This window comes from Algibacter sp. Ld11 (assembly GCF_045066735.1).
Taxonomy (GTDB): domain Bacteria; phylum Bacteroidota; class Bacteroidia; order Flavobacteriales; family Flavobacteriaceae; genus Algibacter.
This window is the reverse complement of record NZ_JBISHH010000026.1, coordinates 136251-157923: the sequence shown is the minus strand read 5'-3', so window position 1 is coordinate 157923 and position 21673 is coordinate 136251. Positions and strand designations below refer to the sequence as shown.

Genomic DNA, 21673 nt, shown 5'->3' with positions numbered 1-21673 from the left:
TTTTATAGCACAATAGTTAGTCACTATAAAACCACTTTCGGCATTATCTTTAAAAGTACACAGGCAAACGCCTCTATGATTTAATTATTGTCAATAATAAGAATGTTTAACGGCATAATAAACAAACTAAGATCACCGCTTAAAAATCACAATTAACAAAACAATAGCAATATTATTTTTGCCGTATTAAACCTTTTGCGTTATTTTAGGTCTATTAACTACCAACTGTATGAACTTGAAATGAAACTACACCTTTTAGATCGAAGCAACCTTACTAACAGTTCGTTTACCACAAAAATTAACGAATACCCATATTTTTTAAAAATATGGCATTACCATCCTGAACTAGAACTTGTTGTGGTTTTAAAAAGTGAAGGCACCTGCTTTATTGGTGATAGTGTTGAAAAGTTTGGTATTGGTGACGTTGTACTTATCGGAAAGAATTTACCACACATGTGGCTTAATGACGATGGCTATTTCGAGCAAACTTCCGAGCAAACAGCCAAAGCGATTGCTATTCATTTTAAAGAAAATTATTTAGGTCCCAAATTCTTCGAAACGCCCGAAATGATTCATATTTTAGAATTGTTTAAACGCGCAAGCTACGGACTCAAGTTTTTGAATGTTAATAAAAAACTCCTTAACGACATTAAAAGCATGCTCGAGCTAGAAGGTTTCGAAAAAACTATGGCATTTTTAAACATTTTGCATGCTTTAGCAAAACATACCGACACCAAAAAGCTATCCAGTCAAGGTTTTATAAATTCCTTTAATTCCTCTAAAAGTGATACACAAGATAACGTACAAGCGTATATCTTTAAAAATTTCAACTTAGAGATTTCACTTAATAAAGCCGCTGAAATTGCACACATGAATCCTTCGGCCTTTAGTCGCTACTTTAAGCGTGTTAACAAAAAAACATTTTCTAGATACGTTACCGAAATCCGTATTGGCTATGCCTGCAAGTTACTTTTAGAGAACAGGTTCAACATTTCAAAAATATGCTATGAGTCTGGTTTTAATAACATTTCTAATTTTAACAGGCAGTTTAAAATAGTGATGAACTACACACCTTCCGAATACCTAGAAAAGCACAAAACAAAGCATGATTAATTGCACTTTTTAAGCAAACAATCAATACAAGGCAAAAAAAGTATTACATACGATCAAAAATTAGGCAGACTGGTATACTATTTCCTGCTAATTTTGTGCTGCGCTATAAAACGGTTTTAATACTTCATTTTAAAACATTTTAGAAGCCAACGTCATTTAAATTAGAAATTTTATGAAAGTAGGTTTATTTATTCCCTGTTACATTAATCAACTATATCCACAAGTTGGTAAAGCAACTTTAGAACTTTTAGAAAAACTAAAAGTCGATGTGGCTTATCCATCAGGACAAACCTGCTGCGGGCAACCCATGGCCAATTCTGGTTACGAGTACGAATCGGTTGGTGCTTGCAATAATTTTGTAGATAATTTTAAAGACTTCGATTATGTGGTTACGCCTTCTGGAAGTTGTGCTTACCATGTAAAAAAGCATTACGATATTATTCCACAAACCGACGATGTTACTAAAGTTAGAAACAATGTTTACGAGTTGTGCGATTTTATATTAAATATTCTAAAAGTTAAAGATTTAGGCGCATCGTTTCCCTTTAAGGTTGGTGTACATAAAAGCTGTCACGGTTTACGAGGCCTACGTTTAGGTTCTTGTTCTGAAGTGGTAGGACCGCGTTTTTCTTACATTGAAGAATTACTACAAGAAGTAAAAGGCGTAGAATTAATGCCTGTAAAACGAAGTGATGAATGTTGCGGATTTGGTGGCACATTTGCCGTTACCGAAGAGGCCATTTCTGTAAAAATGGGAAAAGACAAAATTAAAGACCATTTAGAAAGTGGTGTTGAAGTTATAACGGCTACCGACACATCTTGCCTCATGCATTTAGAAGGTTTGGTTAACCGAAACCAACAGCCTTTAAAAATCTTGCATATTGCCGAAATTTTAAACAGTAGTCTTTAATCTAAACCGCCAACAGTTTCATAAAACAAAACATTATGAGTCATCCAAAACTAGCTAGTATATTTAATAAAGACGAAAAAAAAGTCGATTGGCATGATAAGGCCTTATGGTTTGTGCGTCACAAAAGAGACAAATCCGTACACCATGTGCAAGGTTGGGAAGAACTAAGAAATTTAGGGCACGGTATTAAAGCGCACATGCTTTCTAATCTCGATATTTACTTACGTGAGTTTGAAGCCAATGCTAATAAAAACGGTGTAGAAGTACACTGGGCTGCCAATGCTGAAGAACACAACCAAATAGTACACAAAATTTTAAAGGATAACAACGCTAAAAAAGTTGTAAAAAGTAAGTCGATGTTAACCGAAGAATGCCATTTAAATCCATATTTGGAAGCCGACGGAATAGAAGTTATCGATACCGATTTAGGTGAACGCATTGTGCAGTTGGCCAAAGAGCCGCCTAGCCATATTGTACTGCCAGCCATACATAAAAACAAACATGAGGTAGACGAGTTGTTTCAAGAACATTTAGGCACTAAACCTTGTGATGGCGATCCGCAATATTTAACTGGAGAAGCGAGAAAACATTTAAGACAAAAATTTATTGAAGCCGATGCTGCAATTACCGGTGTAAATTTCGCCATTGCAGAAACTGGCGGCTTTGTAGTTTGCACCAATGAAGGTAATGCCGATATGGGTGCACACATAGCTCCTGTACATATTGCCTGTATGGGTGTTGAAAAAATTATACCAAGGCAAGAGCATTTAGGTGTGTTTTTACGCTTATTGGCTCGCTCGGCTACTGGGCAACCGGTAACCACTTACTCATCGCATTTTAAAAAACCTAGCGATGGCAGAAAAATGCACATTGTAATTGTAGATAATGGAAGATCGGAGCAATTAAGTCGTCCGGATTTTAGAGCCTCTTTACACTGTATTCGTTGTGGCGCTTGTATGAATACTTGCCCAATTTACAGACGTAGTGGTGGCCATAGTTACGATGCTACCATTCCAGGACCAATTGGTTCTATACTATCGCCAGGTAAAGATTTAACAAAACACAGCAGCTTACCCTTTGCCTCTACCCTTTGCGGATCTTGTTCGGATGTGTGTCCGGTGAAAATCGACATCCATGCGCAACTTTATAAATGGCGACAAATTATTACTAAAGAAACGCCACAGCCTTTTATAAAAAAGAAGTCTATGCAAGTTATGGGAAGCATTTTTGCTAAACCTAAACAGTTTGAAAAGGTTGGAAAAATAGCGCGTTGGAGTTTAAGAACCTTACCAAAAGCGGTAATAAACTCGAAACCCAATGCCTGGGGAAAAGCCCGTGATTTACCAACAGGTCCAAAAGAAAGTTTTGACGATTGGTACAAAAAAAGAGAAGAAAATAAAGGTAAAAACAACTAAGCTATGAGCAGTAGAGATAAAATATTAAGCCGAATAGAAGCTAATAAACCAGACGCTTTGCCGTTACCAAACATAGATTTAGCGCTGTTTGATGAAGGTTTAGATTTAGTACAGGAATTTACCAAGAAAGCCGAAGTTGTTGGAGCAAACGTTATTGAAATAGCCTCTAACGATGTTGTTTCGCAAGTTGAAAACTTGTTTCCGGATGCTAAAATTAAATATTCGGCCATAGCCAACACCAATGCCTTTAACACTATAGATTTAGCAAACATTGAAAAACCACAAGGTTTAGAAGATTTAGATATTTTAATTCTTGAAAGTGATTTGGCTGTAGCCGAAAACGGATCGGTTTGGGTAACCGATAAGCAATTACCAATGCGTGTTTTACCGTTTATTACAAAACACCTCGTTATTGTTACCAGTAAAGACAACATTGTACCTTACATGCACCAAGCATATCAAAAAATACATGCTGGCACTGCTAACGATTTTGGAGTATTTATTGCTGGCCCATCTAAAACAGCCGATATCGAGCAATCGCTTGTTATTGGTGCACATGGCGCTTTAAGTTTAACCTTATTATTGAAATAAAATAAAAAAGCTCAAAAGATTTAACCTTTTGAGCTTTTTAAATATACCTTTTACCAAGTTACTACCTCGGCTTGTAAATAGCGCCTGTTGCAAAATCTACAATTAAACTAGGTGCAAAAATTATAATATCGGCTATTAATGCCACAACTCTTACTTGGCGTTGTTGTTCGCCTCCAGCTGGTTTTCTTTTTTGAGATGCCGTTACTGGACCTCCAAAAACGGTGGCACAACTAGACATCATAATCGCTACTAATACTAAAGCTACTACATTTTTCATTTTCTTCATCGTGTGAATTATTAGGGAATTAAAAAAACAATTTAAGCAATATTTATTTAAAAGCAAATTTTTAAACATAAGCTTTAATTAGCTTGTGCTTTATTATAAAGCTCAATACCTACTCTAACCCAATTTCATCGATCATTACGTCGGTATTAGGTTTGTTCTTCTCCCACGTTTTCTCTAAATATTTATACAGTAAATAAGCGCTTAAAAGTCCAAAAGGAAGCATTATAATACCTAACAACGTGTCGTTAACACCATCTATAGCACCTGGTGCTACAAGTTCTGCTATTATACCTAAAGCGAACGCAAAAATGACGATACCTGCGTAATACACCACGATGCCTAAAATAGCAAAACCCCATTGGCTTTTATTGTAGACTTCTGCCAATTTGTAAAAATACTTGCCTATCCAATACAGTAATACTAATCCTAACATGTTTTTCGGTTTTAATTGATTTGGTTAATGGTTTTAATATTTTAACAATTTAGGTAAAATATTTATTTTAGATATCGCAAACACGCAACTATCTTTAATTAAGCACTAAACCGCAATTTTTCATATACAATATTGGCAATAGTGCTTTTATTTTCGGTTAAAATGGCCATCCATTTATCAGTTTATAATTCGTTTTTGGGTCAAATAAAATTCCAATTTCTTTATTCGGACTCCATTGTTGATTTATAAATTTCGCGGGATTTTTAATGATGTCAGTCCAATTTATATTTGGGAAAACATATAGTGTCCAATGGTCAGAATCCCAAGTTCCATACATTTTTTCATTTGGTAAGTAAAGTAGAATGAATTCAGGGTCATAATATTCACATCTATCAGTCAGATTAATGGCTGGAATTTCATAATATGATTTTCCGCTTGTTTTTCCTTCTATCCAAACTTTTCCAAGTTCTAATTTCTCAAAGTCAATAATTCCGACAAAGTCAGGTTCCACAGATTTGTGGTCATAATTCAATTCCGATTTTGATTTTAAAAATTCAGTTAAATCTTCGGGTAAATTCATATTCTGTCCAAATATTGGTAAAGCAAATATTAATACTATAAATTTCAAAATTTTCACGGGTTTTCCAAATTATTGCCGACGGTCTCGTATAACGTTTTTGTGTTTAATCTAATTATATCAATAAAATCTTCTGGGATTATATTTAAAGTGGTTAAATCTATTTCAACAATTCCTTTAGTTATTGTCCCAACAATTATTATTCCTGGATTAAATCGGCCACCTTCAGTTCGGACAATGCCATAATCGACAATATTGTTCCAGTTTAGATGTTTTCCATAATATTCAATTCCTTTTTTAGTCGTTGATATTTTTGTTTTGAAATTCATAAAATATGCACGGTAGAAAAACACACAAATAAGAACTCCTAAAACACCAAAACCAGCTAAAACTCCGTTTTCTAGAGTTGAGTTTTTAATATCATTGTAATTTACAAAGAAAATATAAATCAGAGTGAAAATCATAAAAATCAATATTGCTTTGTCATAGGCAACATTATTTTTGAATTTTAAATTATGGGTTTTTTCAATTGATTTGTATTTCGGATTTCTCGATTTTGATGGCTTAGTAAATGATGATTCACTTAAGATTTTCTCAAATCCGTTTGTTGCATATTTGTCATTTACTTCGTCCTCAAATCTTTTCTTGAATTTTTGAAGTTCACTTGAGTCCAATTCAAATGTTAGACAACTTTCTGTAAAATCAGCTACATCGTTTGTTAAAGAACAAACTAATCCTTTACTTAAATTGTTTTTGCGATTATTGCAAATTTTACAAAAAGACAGATGATATTCTCTGTTCATAGATTAGGTTAAATGTTTTAAAACCCTCATTACAAGAAACTTAGAGCAATAAATAAGCGCTTTCGTTTCAGTTTTCACTTAGCTAAATATAATATTTTGCTTTTATCTTTTCTACTATAAATGCCATATTTTATATTTAGCGGACTTTGTAAATAAACACAAAACTTTGGATTTCGCACAAAAGTCCTATGTTTTTTTTATATATTGCTGTGCGTAGGCCTTTTTTTTATTTCAGTAAATAGGTTTTTATAAGTTATTCCGTATGTGTTTAATGTTTTAGTTGTAAAGTCGTTTTTATTTCTTAAAATACCTAAGAGAATAGTATATGGCGTTACCTCTTTTTCTTTTGTTAATTTCACTTCTAAAAATGAAGTATCAATTGCTCTAAGAGTTTTTAATGTAAAAAGAGGATGCTCCTTGCTTGCTATATCATCTTTAATTGATGAATTTTTTAAATCATTTTTTAAATCATTAATTTCAACACCTAATTTTAAGAAAATATCAGATAATTCGCTATTTCCATTATTAAGAATACTAAGAGTTAAATCTTTAGTAAAAATTAATGCGTTTTCTTTATTTATAGATTTTAAAACCTTTTTTGATTCATTTGAAAAGTTTACTTTTGAGACTTGTTGTTCTTTAATATGTAAAGGTTTTTTAATAGCATTTTTATTACCTTTTAATAATTCTAATTGAGTTTCAATTTCTTTTTCGTAATCCCTAAATTTTGAAACTTTTTCATAATCTTTCAATTCAACGAATTCTGATTTTATCGAAATTATGGCTTTAAGATGTCTTGTTAAAATTTCAATAATTTCTTTAAAATTTATTTCTTTATTCATTGACTATTTATATTTGAGATTTTACACAAATTTCTTTGAGTTTGTTCGTAAAATGTGCTCTATCTTTAACTGTAAAATCTCTTCCTCGACTGTAACCGATTATATGCGTATTATTTATATTATCGTATAAATACCCATATTTATTTGAGTTCCAAACTTTTTTACCATAGCATTGTTCAACAATATTGTCAAAAACGGATTTTCCTTCTAAAATTAAAATTTTGGGTTTTAATAAGTTAATTAATTGTATTGAAAATTCTGCGCTTTTCTTGAAATATTCTTCTCTGTGATTAATATCATTTAAGATGGTAGTTAAATCACTTACATTTTCAGTGGCTAAATGATAAAAGTTTGTTTTAACAACTTCTTTTTTAAAGGTGTTTTTTATTTTCTCATCGTTCCATCCTATTAGTTTAAAAAAGTTAATTGTCTTTTCTGCTAAATGGTATCTATAATCTTCATCAAAAAAATCTAAGTAAGATATTCTATCTGTTTCAAAAATATTTTTTCCTTTTTTACCATCTCCTTTTCCTGGGTTTATTCCAATAAATAATATTTTAGGTTGTTTAATAATCTTTCCATCTAAAACCTCAAAACCGTAATACAATTCTTTGTTATTTGAACTAATTTTTAATTTCTCATTTAATTCTGAATTGTATTTTTTCACTTCAGTTTTCCACTCTTCAATATTTGTCATCACTTTTTCTTTTTTTTATTGTTAATATGTACACAAGGGTTTCAGTCCCAATTTCCCGCCTCAAGTATAGAAAATAGATTGTATAACATATGTTTTCAGGACGCTATTTTTTTTAATGCAACTTTATGTATAAGAATAGTTGCGTGTTTGTGTGCGAGGATTTTCCGAAGGAAAATCAGAAGCTAGCAAACAAGCAACAAACTTTGGTTTAGCTAAAACTAGCAATTTTTTATATACTTTGTTAGCTACCGTTTTTGTTTTATTTTTTTGATATAACTTTGGTTAATTTGTATTTGTTTTCTATAAAATTTGTTTCTTAAACTTATTTCTTTTTTATCCAACAATTCAAAAGATGGTTGTAATTCACTAAGGCAAAAAATCTGATATTCTAAAGTCTGTATTGTCAGTTTCTTTAGTGTTAATGACCTTTTCGTTTCAACAGGTTTTCCGACATCCAAAATATCTTCTAAAAAGCCATATTCTTTTGTGAAATCATTTTCACAATAAATATGTGAAACGTTATTATCCATATAATCATTATAATATTTTCCACGATATTCTATAGGAATTATACCAGATACAGGCTTTTGTATCGACTGATATAATCTTATGGAATCTTTTAAGATAGGTTTTCGAATTATTGGATTCATTATCCGTTCGTTACCTTTTTTAAATTCATCAATTCTAACCATTGTTTCATTTGGTACAACAAGTTTTTTTTCTGGAAATGGAAACCCCATTCTTCGTGATAAGGCAAACTCCATTGAAAAATTAAATAGTGAAATATTATTAATAGTTAATATAAAACAACTAGGAGATATCTTAAAGGCAGGGAATTCAGTACAAGAGTATCCAATTCCTAATGCAGAATCATTTAAATAATGTATTGATACCATTCTATCACTAACACCTAGTCTTTGTTTAATATGAAAATTTGGCTTAAAACCAATTGCTTTATCAAGCATTAAATATCCTAGCCAAAGCCCAATTCTAACTTTATCTAACCAATCGAGGAGAATATTAATTTGTTCTGTGGCTATTTTTTTCTTGTCCAATAAATTAATGAACACTAGCTTTGCTTTACCTTCTAATTCAGCAAATTCCTGATTACATTTATTACAAGCGGGAAATGTAAAATTTTGCCAAGGAAATTTTCTTAAGGTGTCCTTGTATTTCCCAATAAAAGTTGTTCGATTTGGTTCACCAGTCATTTCTATTAACCATCTAGGAATAACATGTTCTTTAGTTTTTTTATCTGGCTTTTTTCCGCAAAATATACAGGTTTTCATCTAATGGTAGCTAACGTGCTTGTGTATGGCTAGTTGCGTTGGCGAGAACTAAGTTAGCAAAAAGAAAACGAACCGGTAGGAAAATCCGCAGGATTTTCCGAGTACACACAAACTAGCAATTAGTTATACACGTTGTTGGCAATAGTTTTTTAAATTTCTATCATAAAATCATCATCATCTAAATCTTTGTTCAAATTTTCTTCAAGTTGTTTATCCATTGACTTTTTTAATTCAGCCATTGGGTTATGATTAGCCACATTAGTCATTGCATTTAGACCTTCTCTAATTTTGTCTAAATCATTGTCTTGCAAACCAGCATCTACGACATCACTAGCCTTATCCATAGACTGTTTTTGCTTGCCATACTCTTCTGTAATAACTCTATTTACCTGTTGATGATTAGTTTGAATTTTTTTTAATTCAATTTCCGTAATAGCTTGAATTTTCTGTGATTCTATAAATGTGTCTTTAATTCCATTTACACTTTGAGCTAAATTATTTGCACTATTTAAAGTGTTTTGTATTCCGGTAGTAATATTAGTTATGGCTTCTGCTCCTTGTTTAGCATTGTCAACAACATCTTTCCCTTTTGCAATTGTTTTATCAATTTTATTTTGAACTTGTTCTAATTTATTATTTATTTTCTCTTCTTTATTATCCATATTTTTATTTTTTAATATTTGTTTTTACTTGTTTTAGTACTTCGTTAAACTTAACAACAGTTTTATAATTATTAACGTAAGCAGGTATTTTTTTCAATTTATTTCTGTGTTCTTTTTCAAACTCTATAAAAGCCTCTAAAGAGTTTGTTTCATATAATTTCTTAGCTTTTAAAGAACTATGCTTTTTTTCTTTCAACTTATCATTTAATAAGTTGTAGTCTTCAAATGAATCTATTTGTTGTAATCTTTCCTTTAAGTATTTATTGAAATTTGATTTAGCAGTTGAAAGGAGGCAACTCCAAAATGATATTTGCACGTTTACATTTAGAGCTTGGTTTTCAATCTCTATTTTATTTTGTTTTTGTAAAAATGGGATTCTCTCATTTTCATAAAGAATATATGTTTGGTCTTTTTTCAACTCTTCAACAACAGGTTTAAGAATATTAATGTAACAAGTATCAATGATGGCGTCTGATTTATCAAATAGTTGTTTGTTTTTATTAATTTCCTGTTCTTCAATTCTTAGCGAAGAATAGACATTACTAATGTGGCTTAACTTTTCATTTAAATTACTATCTGCCATTCTTACGTTTCGAATAGCATCACTATTTTGCGAAACCATATTTGTTATGCCTTTTATAACTTCTCCAGCAATTGCAGCACCAACTTCTGTTTTTACCTTTTTAAGGTCAGAATCTGTAATTTTATCTTTATCAGCTAATTCTAAAAATGAGCCATTATGTAAAGTGTCACTTATAGAGTTAAAAACATCTATACCTATTGTTTCAAAATTTGTAGTTTGTATATCGTCTAATTCAATATTGTAGTCGTGCATTACTTTAGACAACTCATATTTGCTAAAATCTCTGTACTCTTCAAATATTTGAAAATCATTATTCTTCACTCTAAATTGTCCAAAATAATCATTAATAATAAATTCTGTAATACCAAGAATTCGACCATAAAGCTCTACTTTATCTTTAGCTAAAATTGTGTCAGCTTCTTGTACAATGTTTTTCCATTCTGTAATTTGAGGAATTAAATTATCTTTTATGAATTCAACTTTAGTTTTATAATCTCGTTTTGCTGAACTTCCTTTATAATATTTTTTATCTAAAGTATATTCAGGAATTTTTTTAAGTGCATTACTTACTGCATTTTTAGGACTTTTAGTAATTAATTTAAACGATTCAATTTTAGAAAATTTATCTGAAATTCCATTTTTTTCTGACAAACTCATTTTATTACCACACTTACAAGTTTCATCACTTAATTTTGAAGGGGAACCACAATTAGAACAAAATATTAAGTTTAACATATCTGAAATCATTTAAAATTAGGAATTATATTTAAAAAATATATTGTTAAAAATATAATCGTTAATACTATTGGCAAAACCCAAATTAGTGGGTCTTTTGATATTTCAAATTCTCCTCCAATTTGATTAATTGCTTTTTTATTTGCTAAAGGTTTAAGAATAAAAAACGATGTTGCAACATAAATTAAATAAAAGGAAATTAATATTGCAAAAAGGATATTTCTATTACTGTTGTTGTTTATTAATAATAAAACATCATTTTTCTTAGTTTTTATGTTTTCATTATCTGGATTTAATTTTAATACCTGTTCGTAATCTTGAATAGATTTTTCGTAGTCTCCATTTTTAAAATATAAATCTGCTCTCTTTGTTAAAAGAGAAATATCATTCTTGTTTTTATTAATAGCGAGATTATATTCATTTATCGCTTCATCATAATCTTCTTTGTTCTCTAAATAATCTCTCTTTAAAGTTAAAGCTTCTTCATCATTTGGGTAATTCTCAATGTGAAAATTTATATCATCAAGAAAATCACTATCACCCATTTTTAAGTAAACTTTCGCTCTGTCTTTATATGTTTTTGACTTTTCTCCTTCCATTTCAATTGCTTTAGTAAAATTTTTTTCAGCATCGTCCAAACGATCTAATTTATAAGAAACGAAACCTTTTAAGTAAATGGCTATTGGAATTGTATCAGTTATTTTAATAGCAGAATTAATGTAGCTCATAGCTTCATTATAATTTTTTTGCTCTATTAAGGAATCTGATTTTTTTATATAAAAATTATAGTTTGTAACTTGTTGTTCGTAGCTTAAATCTGAACCACAACTAAAAAATATTAAAGCAGGTAATATGTATAGTATTTTCGGTAATTTCATAACTTAGATAGTTGAATATGTTAAATATCCCATATTCAAATAGCCAGTAGATTTTAAATCTAATCCGTGAACTCTCATAAATGCTTTGTGAATTTTCTCAACATCGTCAAATGGATTTGAATTCATTGTACTGATTTGTATAGACAATCCTTTATCTGCAAATTCTCCATTAACATTCATTTTTTCTTTTGTTTTAATTTCAAATGTTGCCATAGCTTTTTTAATTTCTAAATTTAGTTCAGTTAGTTGTTTTTTTTCAACGGAAAACCGTAATTCGTTTGTTTTGTGTAATTAGTTGGCTGTTCGCACAAATTATTGCCAACCAAGGAATATGAATAGTCATCATAAACTAAAACACATTTCCCTCCTAATTGACCTCTAATTTAATACATCGATTTTACATAGCATTACGGTTTTCCGTAAAAGCAAAAATTTATTTCTCTCGTTTCAGTTTCACCCATTGTATTATTTGCCAAGTAAGTCCCCAAATTACGAGTATAAGTATCATGCCATTTACAATAATATGCCATACAAAGTTAGAGGTGCTAAGTTGTAATTGGTTTTCGGTTGCGTATCTATCTTGTAGTTTGCTATGGTGCCAGATATAGATAGAATCGTTTTTGGGCAGATAAAATGGTGTGGCATCGTAGATTGTATTAAAGTGTTTAAAATCGGCTGCCTCCTGCTTAGATACTATAATATTCTTTTCGGGAGAAATAACCGTAACCCTATCTCGAAAGTTGTTATAGTGCAGGTGATAGCCATAAAACGAGCTGCTTCCCGTATTATGAGTTCCGGTTTCGATTACCTCTACGGAATCTACTTTTACTTTTTGTTTTACAAACTCTGTTTTATGTTTTAGGTACAGAAATTTATCTTTTGCAGAAAAAAAGGCAAATGGTGCATACACGAATAATAACAGAAATAGAAATACTAAAACAACGCTTAGAACTTTATTTATGCCACTTTTAGGCTTGTTGACTCCCATGTATTTTCTATTCTTTTAAGCTTAATTAAAAACGGAATTAACAATGCCAACTCCAAACGAAATGTGATGTTGAAACCGTTTTGAAAAAAGGGCAAAACAATCATTGAAATTAAGCATAAAACGATACCGATTATAGCATCTATTTTTCCAAGTTTTATGGCATAATCTTTTTCAAACCAAAGCGAGAACGCTGTAAAACCTTTTAAAACACCTATGAAAACTACTAATAAACCTAACGGAGAAAAGGGTTCGTTTGTTTCAAATCCATAAAATGCTAAATTTGGTTTTATATCTGTGAAGCCTAACATTAAACACACAACAGCCATAAACCCGAATAACATAAAAATCCAACAGAATACTTTAATCCACCATGGCAGTAGTTTTCGTCTTCGTTCTGTAATAGTTTCGAATTCCTCGAATGCGCTGTTGTTTAAATTAGCTTCTACTTCTTTCAATTTCAAATTTGTTTAAATTACCTACAACTAAAATATAACAAACATACCAACCGAACTAAAAATAGATTTATAAAATGCTGAGTTTATTAATATTTCTCAAGAAAAAAGGAATTACTTCGTTCTATTCTTCTCTATAATTTTTACAATACGACCGTACAAAATTTGCGATAAATTCCAATTATAACCATTAAAATCGGTAGTGTTTGTAAACTGAACAACCACCGTATCGATATCGTGATGATATTCAGCAAGACTTTGATACCCGGGCACTAAACCACTATGCTTGTACTCGTAAATTGAGGAATAAATATCTTGTTCGCCATCTTTAAATACAGAACCATCATTCAATGCGCGTAAAAATATGCCAACATCTTCTGCCGTTGCTAACATGCCCTGATCTACGGTTTTAAAATCGGTGGCTTCTCCAACATAATAACCACTCATAACACGCTCTAAATTGACATCGTTAACCGAACCAAAAGTGTTTTTTAAGCCTAGTGGTGTTAAAATTTCTTCTTCAAAATATTGCTGACGGCTATAGCCTACTACTTGCTCTATAATTCTAGAAAGTAATAAATAATTGGTATTGGAGTAGCCATAATCTTGATCTGGTTGAAAGTTTGCTGGCAAATCGATTGCGTAATCTAGGGCTTCGTCACTGCTTCCAGGTGGTCGTGACCAAAAATCTGGATTGTCGGTAAAATTAGGAATGCCACTGCGGTGTTGCACCATTAACTTGATGCTTATTTTTTCTGCATTTTCAATCCGACCTTTAAGCTCAGGAAAGAAATCGGTAAGCTTATCATTTAAAGAAAGGCGTTCGGCTTTTACCAATTTTGTTATGGCCACCGCAACATACAATTTACTAATGCTGGCTATTTTAAATAAAGCATGCGGATTGGCTGGTATTTTCTTCTCCCGATTGTGCCAACCTGCTGCGTAAAATGCTGGTGGTTGCCCTCCTTGATCGACATAAACGATGCTACCATCAAAACCGTAATTTAAGGCATCGTTAACTTGCTCTTGGACCGTATTGGGTAATGGCAGAATCCATGCTTTTACTAAAATCCATGGTACAAAGGCCAAAGAACCAATGCTTACCAAAATAAATGCGACTCTAAGCGTATTTTTTAATAGTTTGTTTTTCATTTGGTTAATAGGTTGTTGGTTTTTCTAAAATTACCCACAACTTAAAAATTACAAACCATTTATGCAATATTAAATTACTTTACTTCCTCGTAATTATCATCCCATTCCTTAGGCTTTGGGTCGTGCAATTTCCCTAAAGACTTCGCAACTATCATGGATACCGTAGCATCTCCTGTTACGTTTACAACCGTTCTGCACATATCTAAAGGTCTATCTACTGCAAAAATTAAAGCTAGGCCAATTGGTAATAATTCGGCTGGAAAACCAATAGATTCTAAAACAATAACGAGCATAACCATACCTGCACTTGGTACAGCAGCACTACCTATTGAGGCCAATAAAGCGGTGGCTACAATAACCAATTGGTTTGTAAACGTTAAACCTTCGGGCCAAATAACTTGCATGATAAAAACCGCAGCAATACCTTGGTATAGACTTGTTCCATCCATATTTACTGTAGCTCCAACAGGTAAAACAAAACCTGCTACTTCGCCATCTACGCCTAAATGTTCTTCTACGCGCTCCATGGTTACTGGCAATGTTGCCGCACTACTACTTGTAGAAAAGGCTAATAATTGCGCCGGACTTATTTGCTTTAAAAACCATAATGGTGATTTTTTTGTATACACGCTTACTAAAATCATGTAGAAACCAATCATTAAAATTAAGCCTCCAACTACACAAAATGCATAGTATAATAGTTTTATTAAAATTTCGGTATCATCGAAAGCGATAATAACATTGGCTAATAATGCAAATACGGCATAAGGCGCGAAAAGCATTATTAAATCTACCATTTTCATGACCACCTCGTTTAAAGAATCGAAGAAATCTACTAATGGTTTTGCTTTTTTATCACCTATTAAGAGCAAACAGATACCAACAAAAAGCGCAAAGAAAATAACTTGTAACATAGATGCTTCTACAAAAGATTGAAATATGTTACTTGGAAAAATATCGACTAGAGATTGTAATGGTCCGGCATCTTTTTGAACCGAAGCTTTCATTAATTTATCGGCAACACCAGCATCGTTAGCGTATCTTAATTTAATTTTCTCGATAGTTTCCTCAGGCATTCCAACCCCAGGTTTTACAATATTTACAATGCTTAAACCTATGATAATGGCAACAACCGTAGTTGCTACGTAAATACCAATGGTACGTAAGCCCATATTTTTTATTTTAGAAATATCTTTTAAATCGGTAACACCTTTTATTAATGAAGCGAGTATTAATGGAACCGCAATAAGTTTTAAAAGATTGATAAATATTTTTCCGAAAGGTGCAATCCAGTCGCCTACAAAACCTCTCCCGCCATCTATACTGTTCATAATAAAACCAAAAATGATTCCGAGAATCATTCCTATAATAATCTTCCAGTGCATTGCGAGTTTCTTCATACGTTTTAGGGATACTTTTTTGGTGTTTTAAAATTTTGACACAATATAAGTATTTTTGGTATGAAAAAAAGCAGATTACCTATGAGTTTACTGCAAAAAAATGAAGATAAATTAGATTTTTAATTACAAATACGAATATTTGCACATAATAAAAGAACAAAAAGCGACTTAAACTGATATTTTAATAATTGAAAGAAGCGGTTTTTTAAAGAATTGAAATGCTAAGTATAAGCCATAATTTGGCAGATAAGTTTAGCCCCGATTGCAACGGCATCCTTTTTATGTGCTTAATAACTAAGTTACTAAACAAGAAAAACGGGTACGAATTAAACTCTAATTTTTTAACAAATAGCACGGCTTTCCTGCACATAAAAAGATATAGCGGAAAGCGGGAAATAGCTTCTAAAAAAGATTTTAACTGTAAAGCTTATTTATTAATTGAAAATCGGCTATTACGAGTGCTGCCATAGCTTCTACAATAGGCACGGCGCGTGGTACAACACATGGATCGTGACGTCCTTTACCTTGCATTTCTACAAAATTACCGTCTTTGTCGATGGTTTCGTATTTTTGAATTAGTGTAGCCACGGGCTTAAATGCTACGCTAAAGTAGATATCCATACCGTTACTTATTCCGCCTTGAATTCCGCCAGAATAGTTAGTTTTTGTAGTACCATCGCTATTAAAAGCATCGTTATGGTCGCTACCGTACATGGTGCTTCCGTGGAATCCGCTTCCGTACTCAAAGCCTTTTACGGCATTTATAGATAGCATGGCTTTACCAAGTTCGGCATGTAATTTATCGAAAACAGGCTCGCCTAAACCAACTGGTACATTTTTTATAACACAGCTAACAATACCACCAACGGTATCGCCTTTACCACGTACTTCTTTGATGTAAGTTTCCATGTTTGCTGCCATCTCTTGATCTGGGCAACGTACTATGTTAGATTCTACTAAACTTAAGTCTAATTGGTTATATGGCTTCTCTAACTTCATGGTACCAACACCAGAAACATATGCCGTAATTTCAATACCTTTTAGCATTTGTTTGGCAATGGCTCCTGCAACGACACGACATGCTGTTTCGCGTGCCGAGCTACGTCCTCCACCACGATAATCGCGAACACCGTATTTTTTATCGTAAGTATAATCGGCGTGGCTTGGTCTATAACTATCTTTTATATGACTGTAATCGTGAGATTTTTGGTTGGTATTTTCTATTACAAAACCAATAGAAGTTCCGGTGGTTACACCCTCAAAAATACCAGAATGAAACTTTACAGTATCTGGCTCTTTACGTTGGGTAACAATAGCAGATTGTCCTGGTTTTCTTCGGTTTAATTCGTTTTGAATTTCGTCTAAATCTAACTCAATTCCTGATGGACAACCATCTATAACACCGCCTAATGCTGGGCCATGAGATTCGCCATAAGTTGATAAAGTAAAAAGTTTTCCGAAGGAGTTACCTGCCATGATTTATTTTTTTGGCTAAAATAAACTATAGTCATGAATTTGACGAATTTAGTTGCATAAAATGTTTAACTCAGCGTGATTTTTGGCTAATTATTATGCATTTGCTCTTTTGCTTATTTAAATGTGAAAACTAAGTTTATTTCGGCTAATTTATTTGAAAAGATCTTTGGTTAAAAATATCTCGTATGTATGCGGATCTATTGTCTTATTTCCTACAAATAGCCTGTAAAACGTAACATTGAATTAACAATTAACTTATAATAAGTTAATTATATGGTAAAGATTAAATAATACAACTCTGACCCAAATATTAGAAATTTACATTGAATAACACCCCATAATTTTGAAAATAAAACGTAAAATAGAAATTGCTGTAATATCTGATGTGCATTTAGGAACCTATGGTTGCCATGCTAAACATTTACTCACGTATTTAAATAGTATTGAGCCTAAAAAGCTTATTTTAAATGGTGATATTATTGATATATGGCAGTTTAGTAAACGTTATTTTCCGAAGTCGCACCTAAAGGTTATTAAGAAAATAATGACCATGGCTTCTAACGGTGTGGAAGTGATTTACATTACCGGGAACCATGATGAAATGCTTCGAAAATTTAGTGATACCACTATTGGAAACATTTCTATTGTGGACAAAATAGTTTTAGATTTAGATGGATTGAAAGCTTGGTTTTTTCATGGTGATGTTTTTGATGTCTCCATACAAAACGCCAAATGGTTGGCAAAACTTGGTGGTTATGGATACGACTTGCTAACCCTAATTAATCGTGGTGTAAACTGGTATTTAGATAAACGCGGAAAGGAACGTTACTCGCTTTCTAAAAAAGTAAAAAACGGTGTTAAAGGTGCCGTAAAATATATAAACGACTATGAAAAAGTAATAGCGGAACTGGCTATTGAAAAAGGTTATGATTATGTAGTTTGTGGCCATATACACCAACCCAAAATGGAGTATATTGAAAACAAACACGGCAGAACCATGTATTTAAACTCTGGTGATTGGGTAGAAAACTTTACCGCTCTAGAATACCAATTTAAACGTTGGAAAATTTACAACTTTAGTAAAGACAAATTAGCACCTTTTATTGTTGATGAGGATTTTGAGGAAATGAAAATTAACGATTTAATTGCTGCTATTACCATTGTAGATCGCGCTGAAAAGAAATCAAAAAAGTAATTTTTATATAATTTTACAGTTCAGCATTAAGATTCTACGGTTCGGTAAACTGTATTATAGAATATTCTGGTTATGTTAGATATTTGAAGTGTTAATCAAATAAAACAACACACTTATGAAAACTTTATCTTTTATTTTCGTTCTACTTTTTTCAATCACTTTTGCATCATCTCAAAGCATTGAAAACACACAAAACATTACCGTTAAAATAGACAAACTCTCATCTAGCAATGGCCACGTTATTTTAACACTACACAATGCAGATACTTTTATGAAGGCTGAGGGTGTAAAAACTATAAAAGCAGAAATTAATGATGGTAAAATTGATGTTAAATTCGAAAATATTGCTTCTGGAACTTACGCGATCTTAGTGCTTCATGATGCCAACGATAATAACAAAATGGATTTTGAAGATACAGGAAGACCTAAAGAGGCTTATGGCACATCTAACAACGCGATGAGTTATGGACCTCCACAATTTTCTAATGCTAAATTTGAAGTTTCAAATGAAGATGTAGAAATGAACATTATACTATAAAAATCTCTATACTAAACAAAAAAAAGGCGACCCAATTGGGTCGCCTTTTTGCTATTAATCTGTAGGTTTATTTTTAAACTGTTTCGTTCAACCAAGCTTTCATCATCCAAACTGTTTTTTCTTGTTCGGTAATTAAATCACCCATCATTGAGCCAGTACCTTCATCACTAGCATCTCCAGCTTTATCAAGTATTCCTCTTTCAATTTTTAATAATTGACCTAATGAATCTACTACTAATCTTACAGCCAAATCATCTTGCGAAATATTTTTACCTACTGGCACTTCCGCTTTTGCTGCATAATCTTCAAATGTATGCAATGGCGTAGCTCCTAAAGTTAGAATACGCTCTGCTATTTCATCAACCGATTCGTTAGCACCCGTATATAATTCTTCAAATTTTTCGTGTAAACCGAAAAAACGTTTCCCTTTAATATTCCAGTGAATACCTCTTAAATTTTGGTAATATATTTGAAAATTGGCTAAAAGATGATTTAAATCTGTTGCTATATCTTGTGTTTTTACTGTATCTAATCCTATTGCATTTAAAGTCATAATGATGTGTTTTTTATGTTCATACAAATTTAAACCATAAAAAAGCATTTTTAATATAAGTTTTATTGATAGTTTTTATATTTTTATAGTCAAAATTGATTCTTATGACAATTACCCAATTATCTTATGTTTTGGCCGTTGCCGAAAACCAAAACTTCACGAAAGCTGCAGAAAAGTGTTTTGTTACTCAACCTACTTTAAGTATGCAAATTCAGAAATTAGAAGACCAACTCGATATTTTAATTTTTGACAGAAGTAAAAAACCGATTGAACTTACTGATGTTGGGCGAAAAATTGTAACACAAGCTCGAAATATTGTAAACGAATCTTACAGAATTCAAGATATTGTAGATCAACAAAAAGGGTTTATTGGAGGCGAATTTAAATTAGGAATTATACCTACTGTAATGCCTACTCTACTACCTATGTTTTTGAGGAATTTCATTAAAAAACATCCAAAAGTAAAACTTAAAATTGAAGAGTTAACTACAGAAGAAATTATGGCACGTATAAAAGATGGCCATTTAGATGCTGCTATTGCTGCAACACCTCTAGAAGACGACAGTATAAAAGAACGTGTACTTTATTTTGAACCTTTTGTAAGTTATATTCCAAAAGGCCATAGACTTCACCATAACAAAAAGATTGATGTATCGGATCTAGAAGTAGACGACATGTTACTTCTAGAAGATGGGCACTGTTTTCGCGATGGCGTTATAAACCTATGTAAAGCGTTTAAAAATCAAACTGATGAAACGTTTCAATTAGAAAGTGGTAGTATAGAAACTTTAATAAGGCTATCTAATGAAGGTTTAGGCATGACCTTACTTCCTTATTTACATACCTTAGAAATAAATGATAAGGAAAAAGAGAATCTTCATTATTTTAATGAGCCAACTCCAGCCCGAGAGGTTAGCTTAATTTATCATAAAAGTGAATTAAAAATGCAAATTATAGAAGCCTTGCAAGATGTTATTTCTGGTGTTGTTAGAGGTGCAATTGCATTTCAGAATGTAAAAATCATTAGTCCTTTACCAAAGTAAAATTTACTGCTACACCATCGATATAAAAGGGAAAAGATTGATAGAGAAATTAAACTCTCTATCAATCTTTTTTTATGAGCAAACTCTTGGTTTACTTCTATTTTAATAAAATCTATTAAAGTGCGAAGTTCACATAAATAGAAAAACGGTTTTTAGACTTAACATTCCCGCCAAATAAATCCTGACTTAATGGTGTAGTATAATTTGCTCCGAAAATAAATTTTTCAATAGCAAACTCAGACCCTATAGTACCACTTAATATCTTTCCATCGGTATCTGCTAAGGTTTCACCGTACTGCGTAATTTTATCATAAACATCCCCAGACACGCCTATAAATGGCATAATATTATAGGTTTCCTTAGGAAAGGTTGTGAAAAAATTAGCCGAATAGCTAAACTGATTCCCAAATTGATAATCGTTTTTATTTTCGCCTTTCACATAGTACGTCATAAGCGTATTTACTCCAAATTTATTAGTACCATAATTATAGCCAACAGCAAAAACACCATCTACACTACCTGTACCTACTTGAAATCCAGGGTTAACATTATCTGCAAGAGCTTCTTCAAACTTACCTGTTGGTAATTTTGCTCCAACACCAAATTGTAATGAGTGTCCCGATGCGATACGCTCGGTATTAAATGTTAAGGAATCACTTTCTTTTTTATAAAACTGCAATTTATACCAGCCCATAACACTACTGTCACCTAAACCGTTTAGGTTCTCATTATTTCCCTCTGAATATTCTCTATTTAAATCTTGATAAGGGACATTCACACTTACATAAAAAGCATCATTTATAGGTAATTGCGCCCATAACTGATAGGTATTAAAGGTTTCTTTAGTAATGGGAGAATTGGAAAATATGCCGTCTCTAGATTCAAAGTTTTGATAGATATAGCGTATCCCTACAAAATTAGCATTACTTAGTGTTCCAAAACCAAAACTTCCTGAACTCGTAGAACAGCCACATAAATCGCACATAACGCTTAACGGCTCAAATACGTGCTCGTGTACACCAAATGGTGGATCTATCTCTTTTGCCTCCATTGCCACCATGT

General features: G+C 32.0%; 25 protein-coding genes. 7 read left to right on the top strand and 18 right to left on the bottom strand.

The annotated features are described in order from the left end of the window. The first annotated feature begins 240 nt into the window (after positions 1-240). The 4 genes from ACJJV4_RS17430 to ACJJV4_RS17415 all read left to right on the top strand — a co-directional run bounded on the left by ACJJV4_RS17430 (position 241) and on the right by ACJJV4_RS17415 (position 4029). Complete coding sequence (locus ACJJV4_RS17430) at positions 241-1113, top strand: AraC family transcriptional regulator (protein ID WP_405296673.1); 873 nt, start codon at positions 241-243, stop codon at positions 1111-1113. Positions 1114-1285: 172 nt separating this feature from the next. Further along, on the top strand, positions 1286-2023 hold the full coding sequence (locus tag ACJJV4_RS17425; RefSeq protein ID WP_405296672.1) for a (Fe-S)-binding protein: 738 nt from the start codon (positions 1286-1288) through the stop codon (positions 2021-2023). Between the two features lie 35 nt (positions 2024-2058). Then, positions 2059-3438 (top strand): lactate utilization protein B, encoded by a 1380-nt coding sequence (locus tag ACJJV4_RS17420; RefSeq protein WP_405296671.1) that lies wholly within the window; start codon positions 2059-2061, stop codon positions 3436-3438. A 3-nt stretch (positions 3439-3441) separates the two neighbouring features. Beyond that, the gene (locus ACJJV4_RS17415) at positions 3442-4029 is read left to right on the top strand and encodes a lactate utilization protein C (protein ID WP_405296670.1); all 588 of its coding nucleotides are present in this window, start codon (positions 3442-3444) and stop codon (positions 4027-4029) included. A 61-nt stretch (positions 4030-4090) separates the two neighbouring features. Here the strand turns inward: ACJJV4_RS17415 and ACJJV4_RS17410 are convergent, their stop codons facing one another. From ACJJV4_RS17410 to aroC, 16 genes are all read right to left on the bottom strand, one after another. Continuing rightward, positions 4091-4306, bottom strand: coding sequence for a hypothetical protein (locus ACJJV4_RS17410; protein ID WP_405296669.1), 216 nt, complete (start codon positions 4304-4306; stop codon positions 4091-4093). Positions 4307-4424: 118 nt separating this feature from the next. Beyond that, positions 4425-4748: a hypothetical protein gene (locus ACJJV4_RS17405; protein WP_405296668.1), complete on the bottom strand. Its 324-nt coding sequence runs from the start codon at positions 4746-4748 to the stop codon at positions 4425-4427. A 157-nt stretch (positions 4749-4905) separates the two neighbouring features. Beyond that, a complete protein-coding gene (locus ACJJV4_RS17400) occupies positions 4906-5376 on the bottom strand; it encodes a hypothetical protein (RefSeq protein ID WP_405296667.1) in 471 nt (156 codons plus the stop codon). Between the two features lie 5 nt (positions 5377-5381). Continuing rightward, complete coding sequence (locus ACJJV4_RS17395) at positions 5382-6128, bottom strand: hypothetical protein (RefSeq protein WP_405296666.1); 747 nt, start codon at positions 6126-6128, stop codon at positions 5382-5384. Between the two features lie 197 nt (positions 6129-6325). Next, complete coding sequence (locus ACJJV4_RS17390) at positions 6326-6970, bottom strand: Clp protease N-terminal domain-containing protein (RefSeq protein WP_405296665.1); 645 nt, start codon at positions 6968-6970, stop codon at positions 6326-6328. A 7-nt stretch (positions 6971-6977) separates the two neighbouring features. Then, entirely contained in the window at positions 6978-7670 is a 693-nt protein-coding gene (locus tag ACJJV4_RS17385) for a hypothetical protein (RefSeq protein WP_405296664.1), read from the bottom strand. A 242-nt stretch (positions 7671-7912) separates the two neighbouring features. After that, positions 7913-8956, bottom strand: a complete 1044-nt coding sequence (locus tag ACJJV4_RS17380) for a hypothetical protein (protein ID WP_405296663.1) — start codon at positions 8954-8956, stop codon at positions 7913-7915. Between the two features lie 149 nt (positions 8957-9105). Further along, positions 9106-9618, bottom strand: coding sequence for a hypothetical protein (locus tag ACJJV4_RS17375; protein WP_405296662.1), 513 nt, complete (start codon positions 9616-9618; stop codon positions 9106-9108). 4 nt (positions 9619-9622) lie between these two features. After that, positions 9623-10936, bottom strand: a complete 1314-nt coding sequence (locus ACJJV4_RS17370; protein ID WP_405296661.1) for a hypothetical protein — start codon at positions 10934-10936, stop codon at positions 9623-9625. An 8-nt stretch (positions 10937-10944) separates the two neighbouring features. Then, positions 10945-11814, bottom strand: a complete 870-nt coding sequence (locus ACJJV4_RS17365) for a tetratricopeptide repeat protein (protein WP_405296660.1) — start codon at positions 11812-11814, stop codon at positions 10945-10947. Positions 11815-11817: 3 nt separating this feature from the next. Next, positions 11818-12027, bottom strand: a complete 210-nt coding sequence (locus ACJJV4_RS17360) for a DUF6140 family protein (protein WP_405296659.1) — start codon at positions 12025-12027, stop codon at positions 11818-11820. A gap of 220 nt (positions 12028-12247) precedes the next feature. Beyond that, positions 12248-12802, bottom strand: a complete 555-nt coding sequence (locus ACJJV4_RS17355; protein WP_405296658.1) for a hypothetical protein — start codon at positions 12800-12802, stop codon at positions 12248-12250. Further along, positions 12772-13257, bottom strand: coding sequence for a hypothetical protein (locus ACJJV4_RS17350; RefSeq protein ID WP_405296657.1), 486 nt, complete (start codon positions 13255-13257; stop codon positions 12772-12774). The genes ACJJV4_RS17355 and ACJJV4_RS17350 overlap by 31 nt, the downstream gene beginning before the upstream one ends. Positions 13258-13368: 111 nt before the next feature. Continuing rightward, complete coding sequence (locus tag ACJJV4_RS17345; RefSeq protein WP_405296656.1) at positions 13369-14406, bottom strand: serine hydrolase domain-containing protein; 1038 nt, start codon at positions 14404-14406, stop codon at positions 13369-13371. A gap of 74 nt (positions 14407-14480) precedes the next feature. Beyond that, positions 14481-15806, bottom strand: coding sequence for a dicarboxylate/amino acid:cation symporter (locus ACJJV4_RS17340; protein ID WP_405296655.1), 1326 nt, complete (start codon positions 15804-15806; stop codon positions 14481-14483). Between the two features lie 414 nt (positions 15807-16220). Beyond that, positions 16221-17282 (bottom strand): chorismate synthase, encoded by a 1062-nt coding sequence (gene aroC, locus ACJJV4_RS17335; RefSeq protein WP_405296654.1) that lies wholly within the window; start codon positions 17280-17282, stop codon positions 16221-16223. Positions 17283-17625: 343 nt separating this feature from the next. Between aroC and ACJJV4_RS17330 the strand changes: the two genes are divergently transcribed. Beyond that, on the top strand, positions 17626-18477 hold the full coding sequence (locus ACJJV4_RS17330) for a UDP-2,3-diacylglucosamine diphosphatase (protein WP_159019697.1): 852 nt from the start codon (positions 17626-17628) through the stop codon (positions 18475-18477). Between the two features lie 115 nt (positions 18478-18592). Continuing rightward, positions 18593-19015: a DUF2141 domain-containing protein gene (locus ACJJV4_RS17325; RefSeq protein WP_405296653.1), complete on the top strand. Its 423-nt coding sequence runs from the start codon at positions 18593-18595 to the stop codon at positions 19013-19015. A gap of 73 nt (positions 19016-19088) precedes the next feature. Here ACJJV4_RS17325 and ACJJV4_RS17320 read toward each other — a convergent pair whose 3' ends face one another. After that, a complete protein-coding gene (locus ACJJV4_RS17320; RefSeq protein ID WP_405296651.1) occupies positions 19089-19568 on the bottom strand; it encodes a Dps family protein in 480 nt (159 codons plus the stop codon). Between the two features lie 104 nt (positions 19569-19672). Between ACJJV4_RS17320 and ACJJV4_RS17315 the strand changes: the two genes are divergently transcribed. Beyond that, positions 19673-20611 (top strand): LysR substrate-binding domain-containing protein, encoded by a 939-nt coding sequence (locus ACJJV4_RS17315; protein ID WP_405296650.1) that lies wholly within the window; start codon positions 19673-19675, stop codon positions 20609-20611. 115 nt (positions 20612-20726) lie between these two features. Here the strand turns inward: ACJJV4_RS17315 and ACJJV4_RS17310 are convergent, their stop codons facing one another. Next, positions 20727-21662, bottom strand: coding sequence for a hypothetical protein (locus ACJJV4_RS17310; protein ID WP_405296649.1), 936 nt, complete (start codon positions 21660-21662; stop codon positions 20727-20729). Positions 21663-21673: the final 11 nt, after the last annotated feature.

Coding starts and splice junctions, on each gene's coding strand:
- ACJJV4_RS17365 (WP_405296660.1), bottom strand. CDS start 11,814: ATGAAATTACCGAAAATACTATACATATTACCTGCTTTAATATTTTTT.
- ACJJV4_RS17345 (WP_405296656.1), bottom strand. CDS start 14,406: ATGAAAAACAAACTATTAAAAAATACGCTTAGAGTCGCATTTATTTTG.
- ACJJV4_RS17315 (WP_405296650.1), top strand. CDS start 19,673: ATGACAATTACCCAATTATCTTATGTTTTGGCCGTTGCCGAAAACCAA.
- ACJJV4_RS17360 (WP_405296659.1), bottom strand. CDS start 12,027: ATGGCAACATTTGAAATTAAAACAAAAGAAAAAATGAATGTTAATGGA.
- ACJJV4_RS17430 (WP_405296673.1), top strand. CDS start 241: ATGAAACTACACCTTTTAGATCGAAGCAACCTTACTAACAGTTCGTTT.
- ACJJV4_RS17420 (WP_405296671.1), top strand. CDS start 2,059: ATGAGTCATCCAAAACTAGCTAGTATATTTAATAAAGACGAAAAAAAA.
- ACJJV4_RS17375 (WP_405296662.1), bottom strand. CDS start 9,618: ATGGATAATAAAGAAGAGAAAATAAATAATAAATTAGAACAAGTTCAA.
- ACJJV4_RS17425 (WP_405296672.1), top strand. CDS start 1,286: ATGAAAGTAGGTTTATTTATTCCCTGTTACATTAATCAACTATATCCA.
- aroC (WP_405296654.1), bottom strand. CDS start 17,282: ATGGCAGGTAACTCCTTCGGAAAACTTTTTACTTTATCAACTTATGGC.
- ACJJV4_RS17380 (WP_405296663.1), bottom strand. CDS start 8,956: ATGAAAACCTGTATATTTTGCGGAAAAAAGCCAGATAAAAAAACTAAA.
- ACJJV4_RS17355 (WP_405296658.1), bottom strand. CDS start 12,802: ATGGGAGTCAACAAGCCTAAAAGTGGCATAAATAAAGTTCTAAGCGTT.
- ACJJV4_RS17395 (WP_405296666.1), bottom strand. CDS start 6,128: ATGAACAGAGAATATCATCTGTCTTTTTGTAAAATTTGCAATAATCGC.
- ACJJV4_RS17415 (WP_405296670.1), top strand. CDS start 3,442: ATGAGCAGTAGAGATAAAATATTAAGCCGAATAGAAGCTAATAAACCA.
- ACJJV4_RS17370 (WP_405296661.1), bottom strand. CDS start 10,936: ATGTTAAACTTAATATTTTGTTCTAATTGTGGTTCCCCTTCAAAATTA.
- ACJJV4_RS17320 (WP_405296651.1), bottom strand. CDS start 19,568: ATGACTTTAAATGCAATAGGATTAGATACAGTAAAAACACAAGATATA.
- ACJJV4_RS17405 (WP_405296668.1), bottom strand. CDS start 4,748: ATGTTAGGATTAGTATTACTGTATTGGATAGGCAAGTATTTTTACAAA.
- ACJJV4_RS17390 (WP_405296665.1), bottom strand. CDS start 6,970: ATGAATAAAGAAATAAATTTTAAAGAAATTATTGAAATTTTAACAAGA.
- ACJJV4_RS17325 (WP_405296653.1), top strand. CDS start 18,593: ATGAAAACTTTATCTTTTATTTTCGTTCTACTTTTTTCAATCACTTTT.
- ACJJV4_RS17410 (WP_405296669.1), bottom strand. CDS start 4,306: ATGAAAAATGTAGTAGCTTTAGTATTAGTAGCGATTATGATGTCTAGT.
- ACJJV4_RS17310 (WP_405296649.1), bottom strand. CDS start 21,662: ATGGAGGCAAAAGAGATAGATCCACCATTTGGTGTACACGAGCACGTA.
- ACJJV4_RS17340 (WP_405296655.1), bottom strand. CDS start 15,806: ATGAAGAAACTCGCAATGCACTGGAAGATTATTATAGGAATGATTCTC.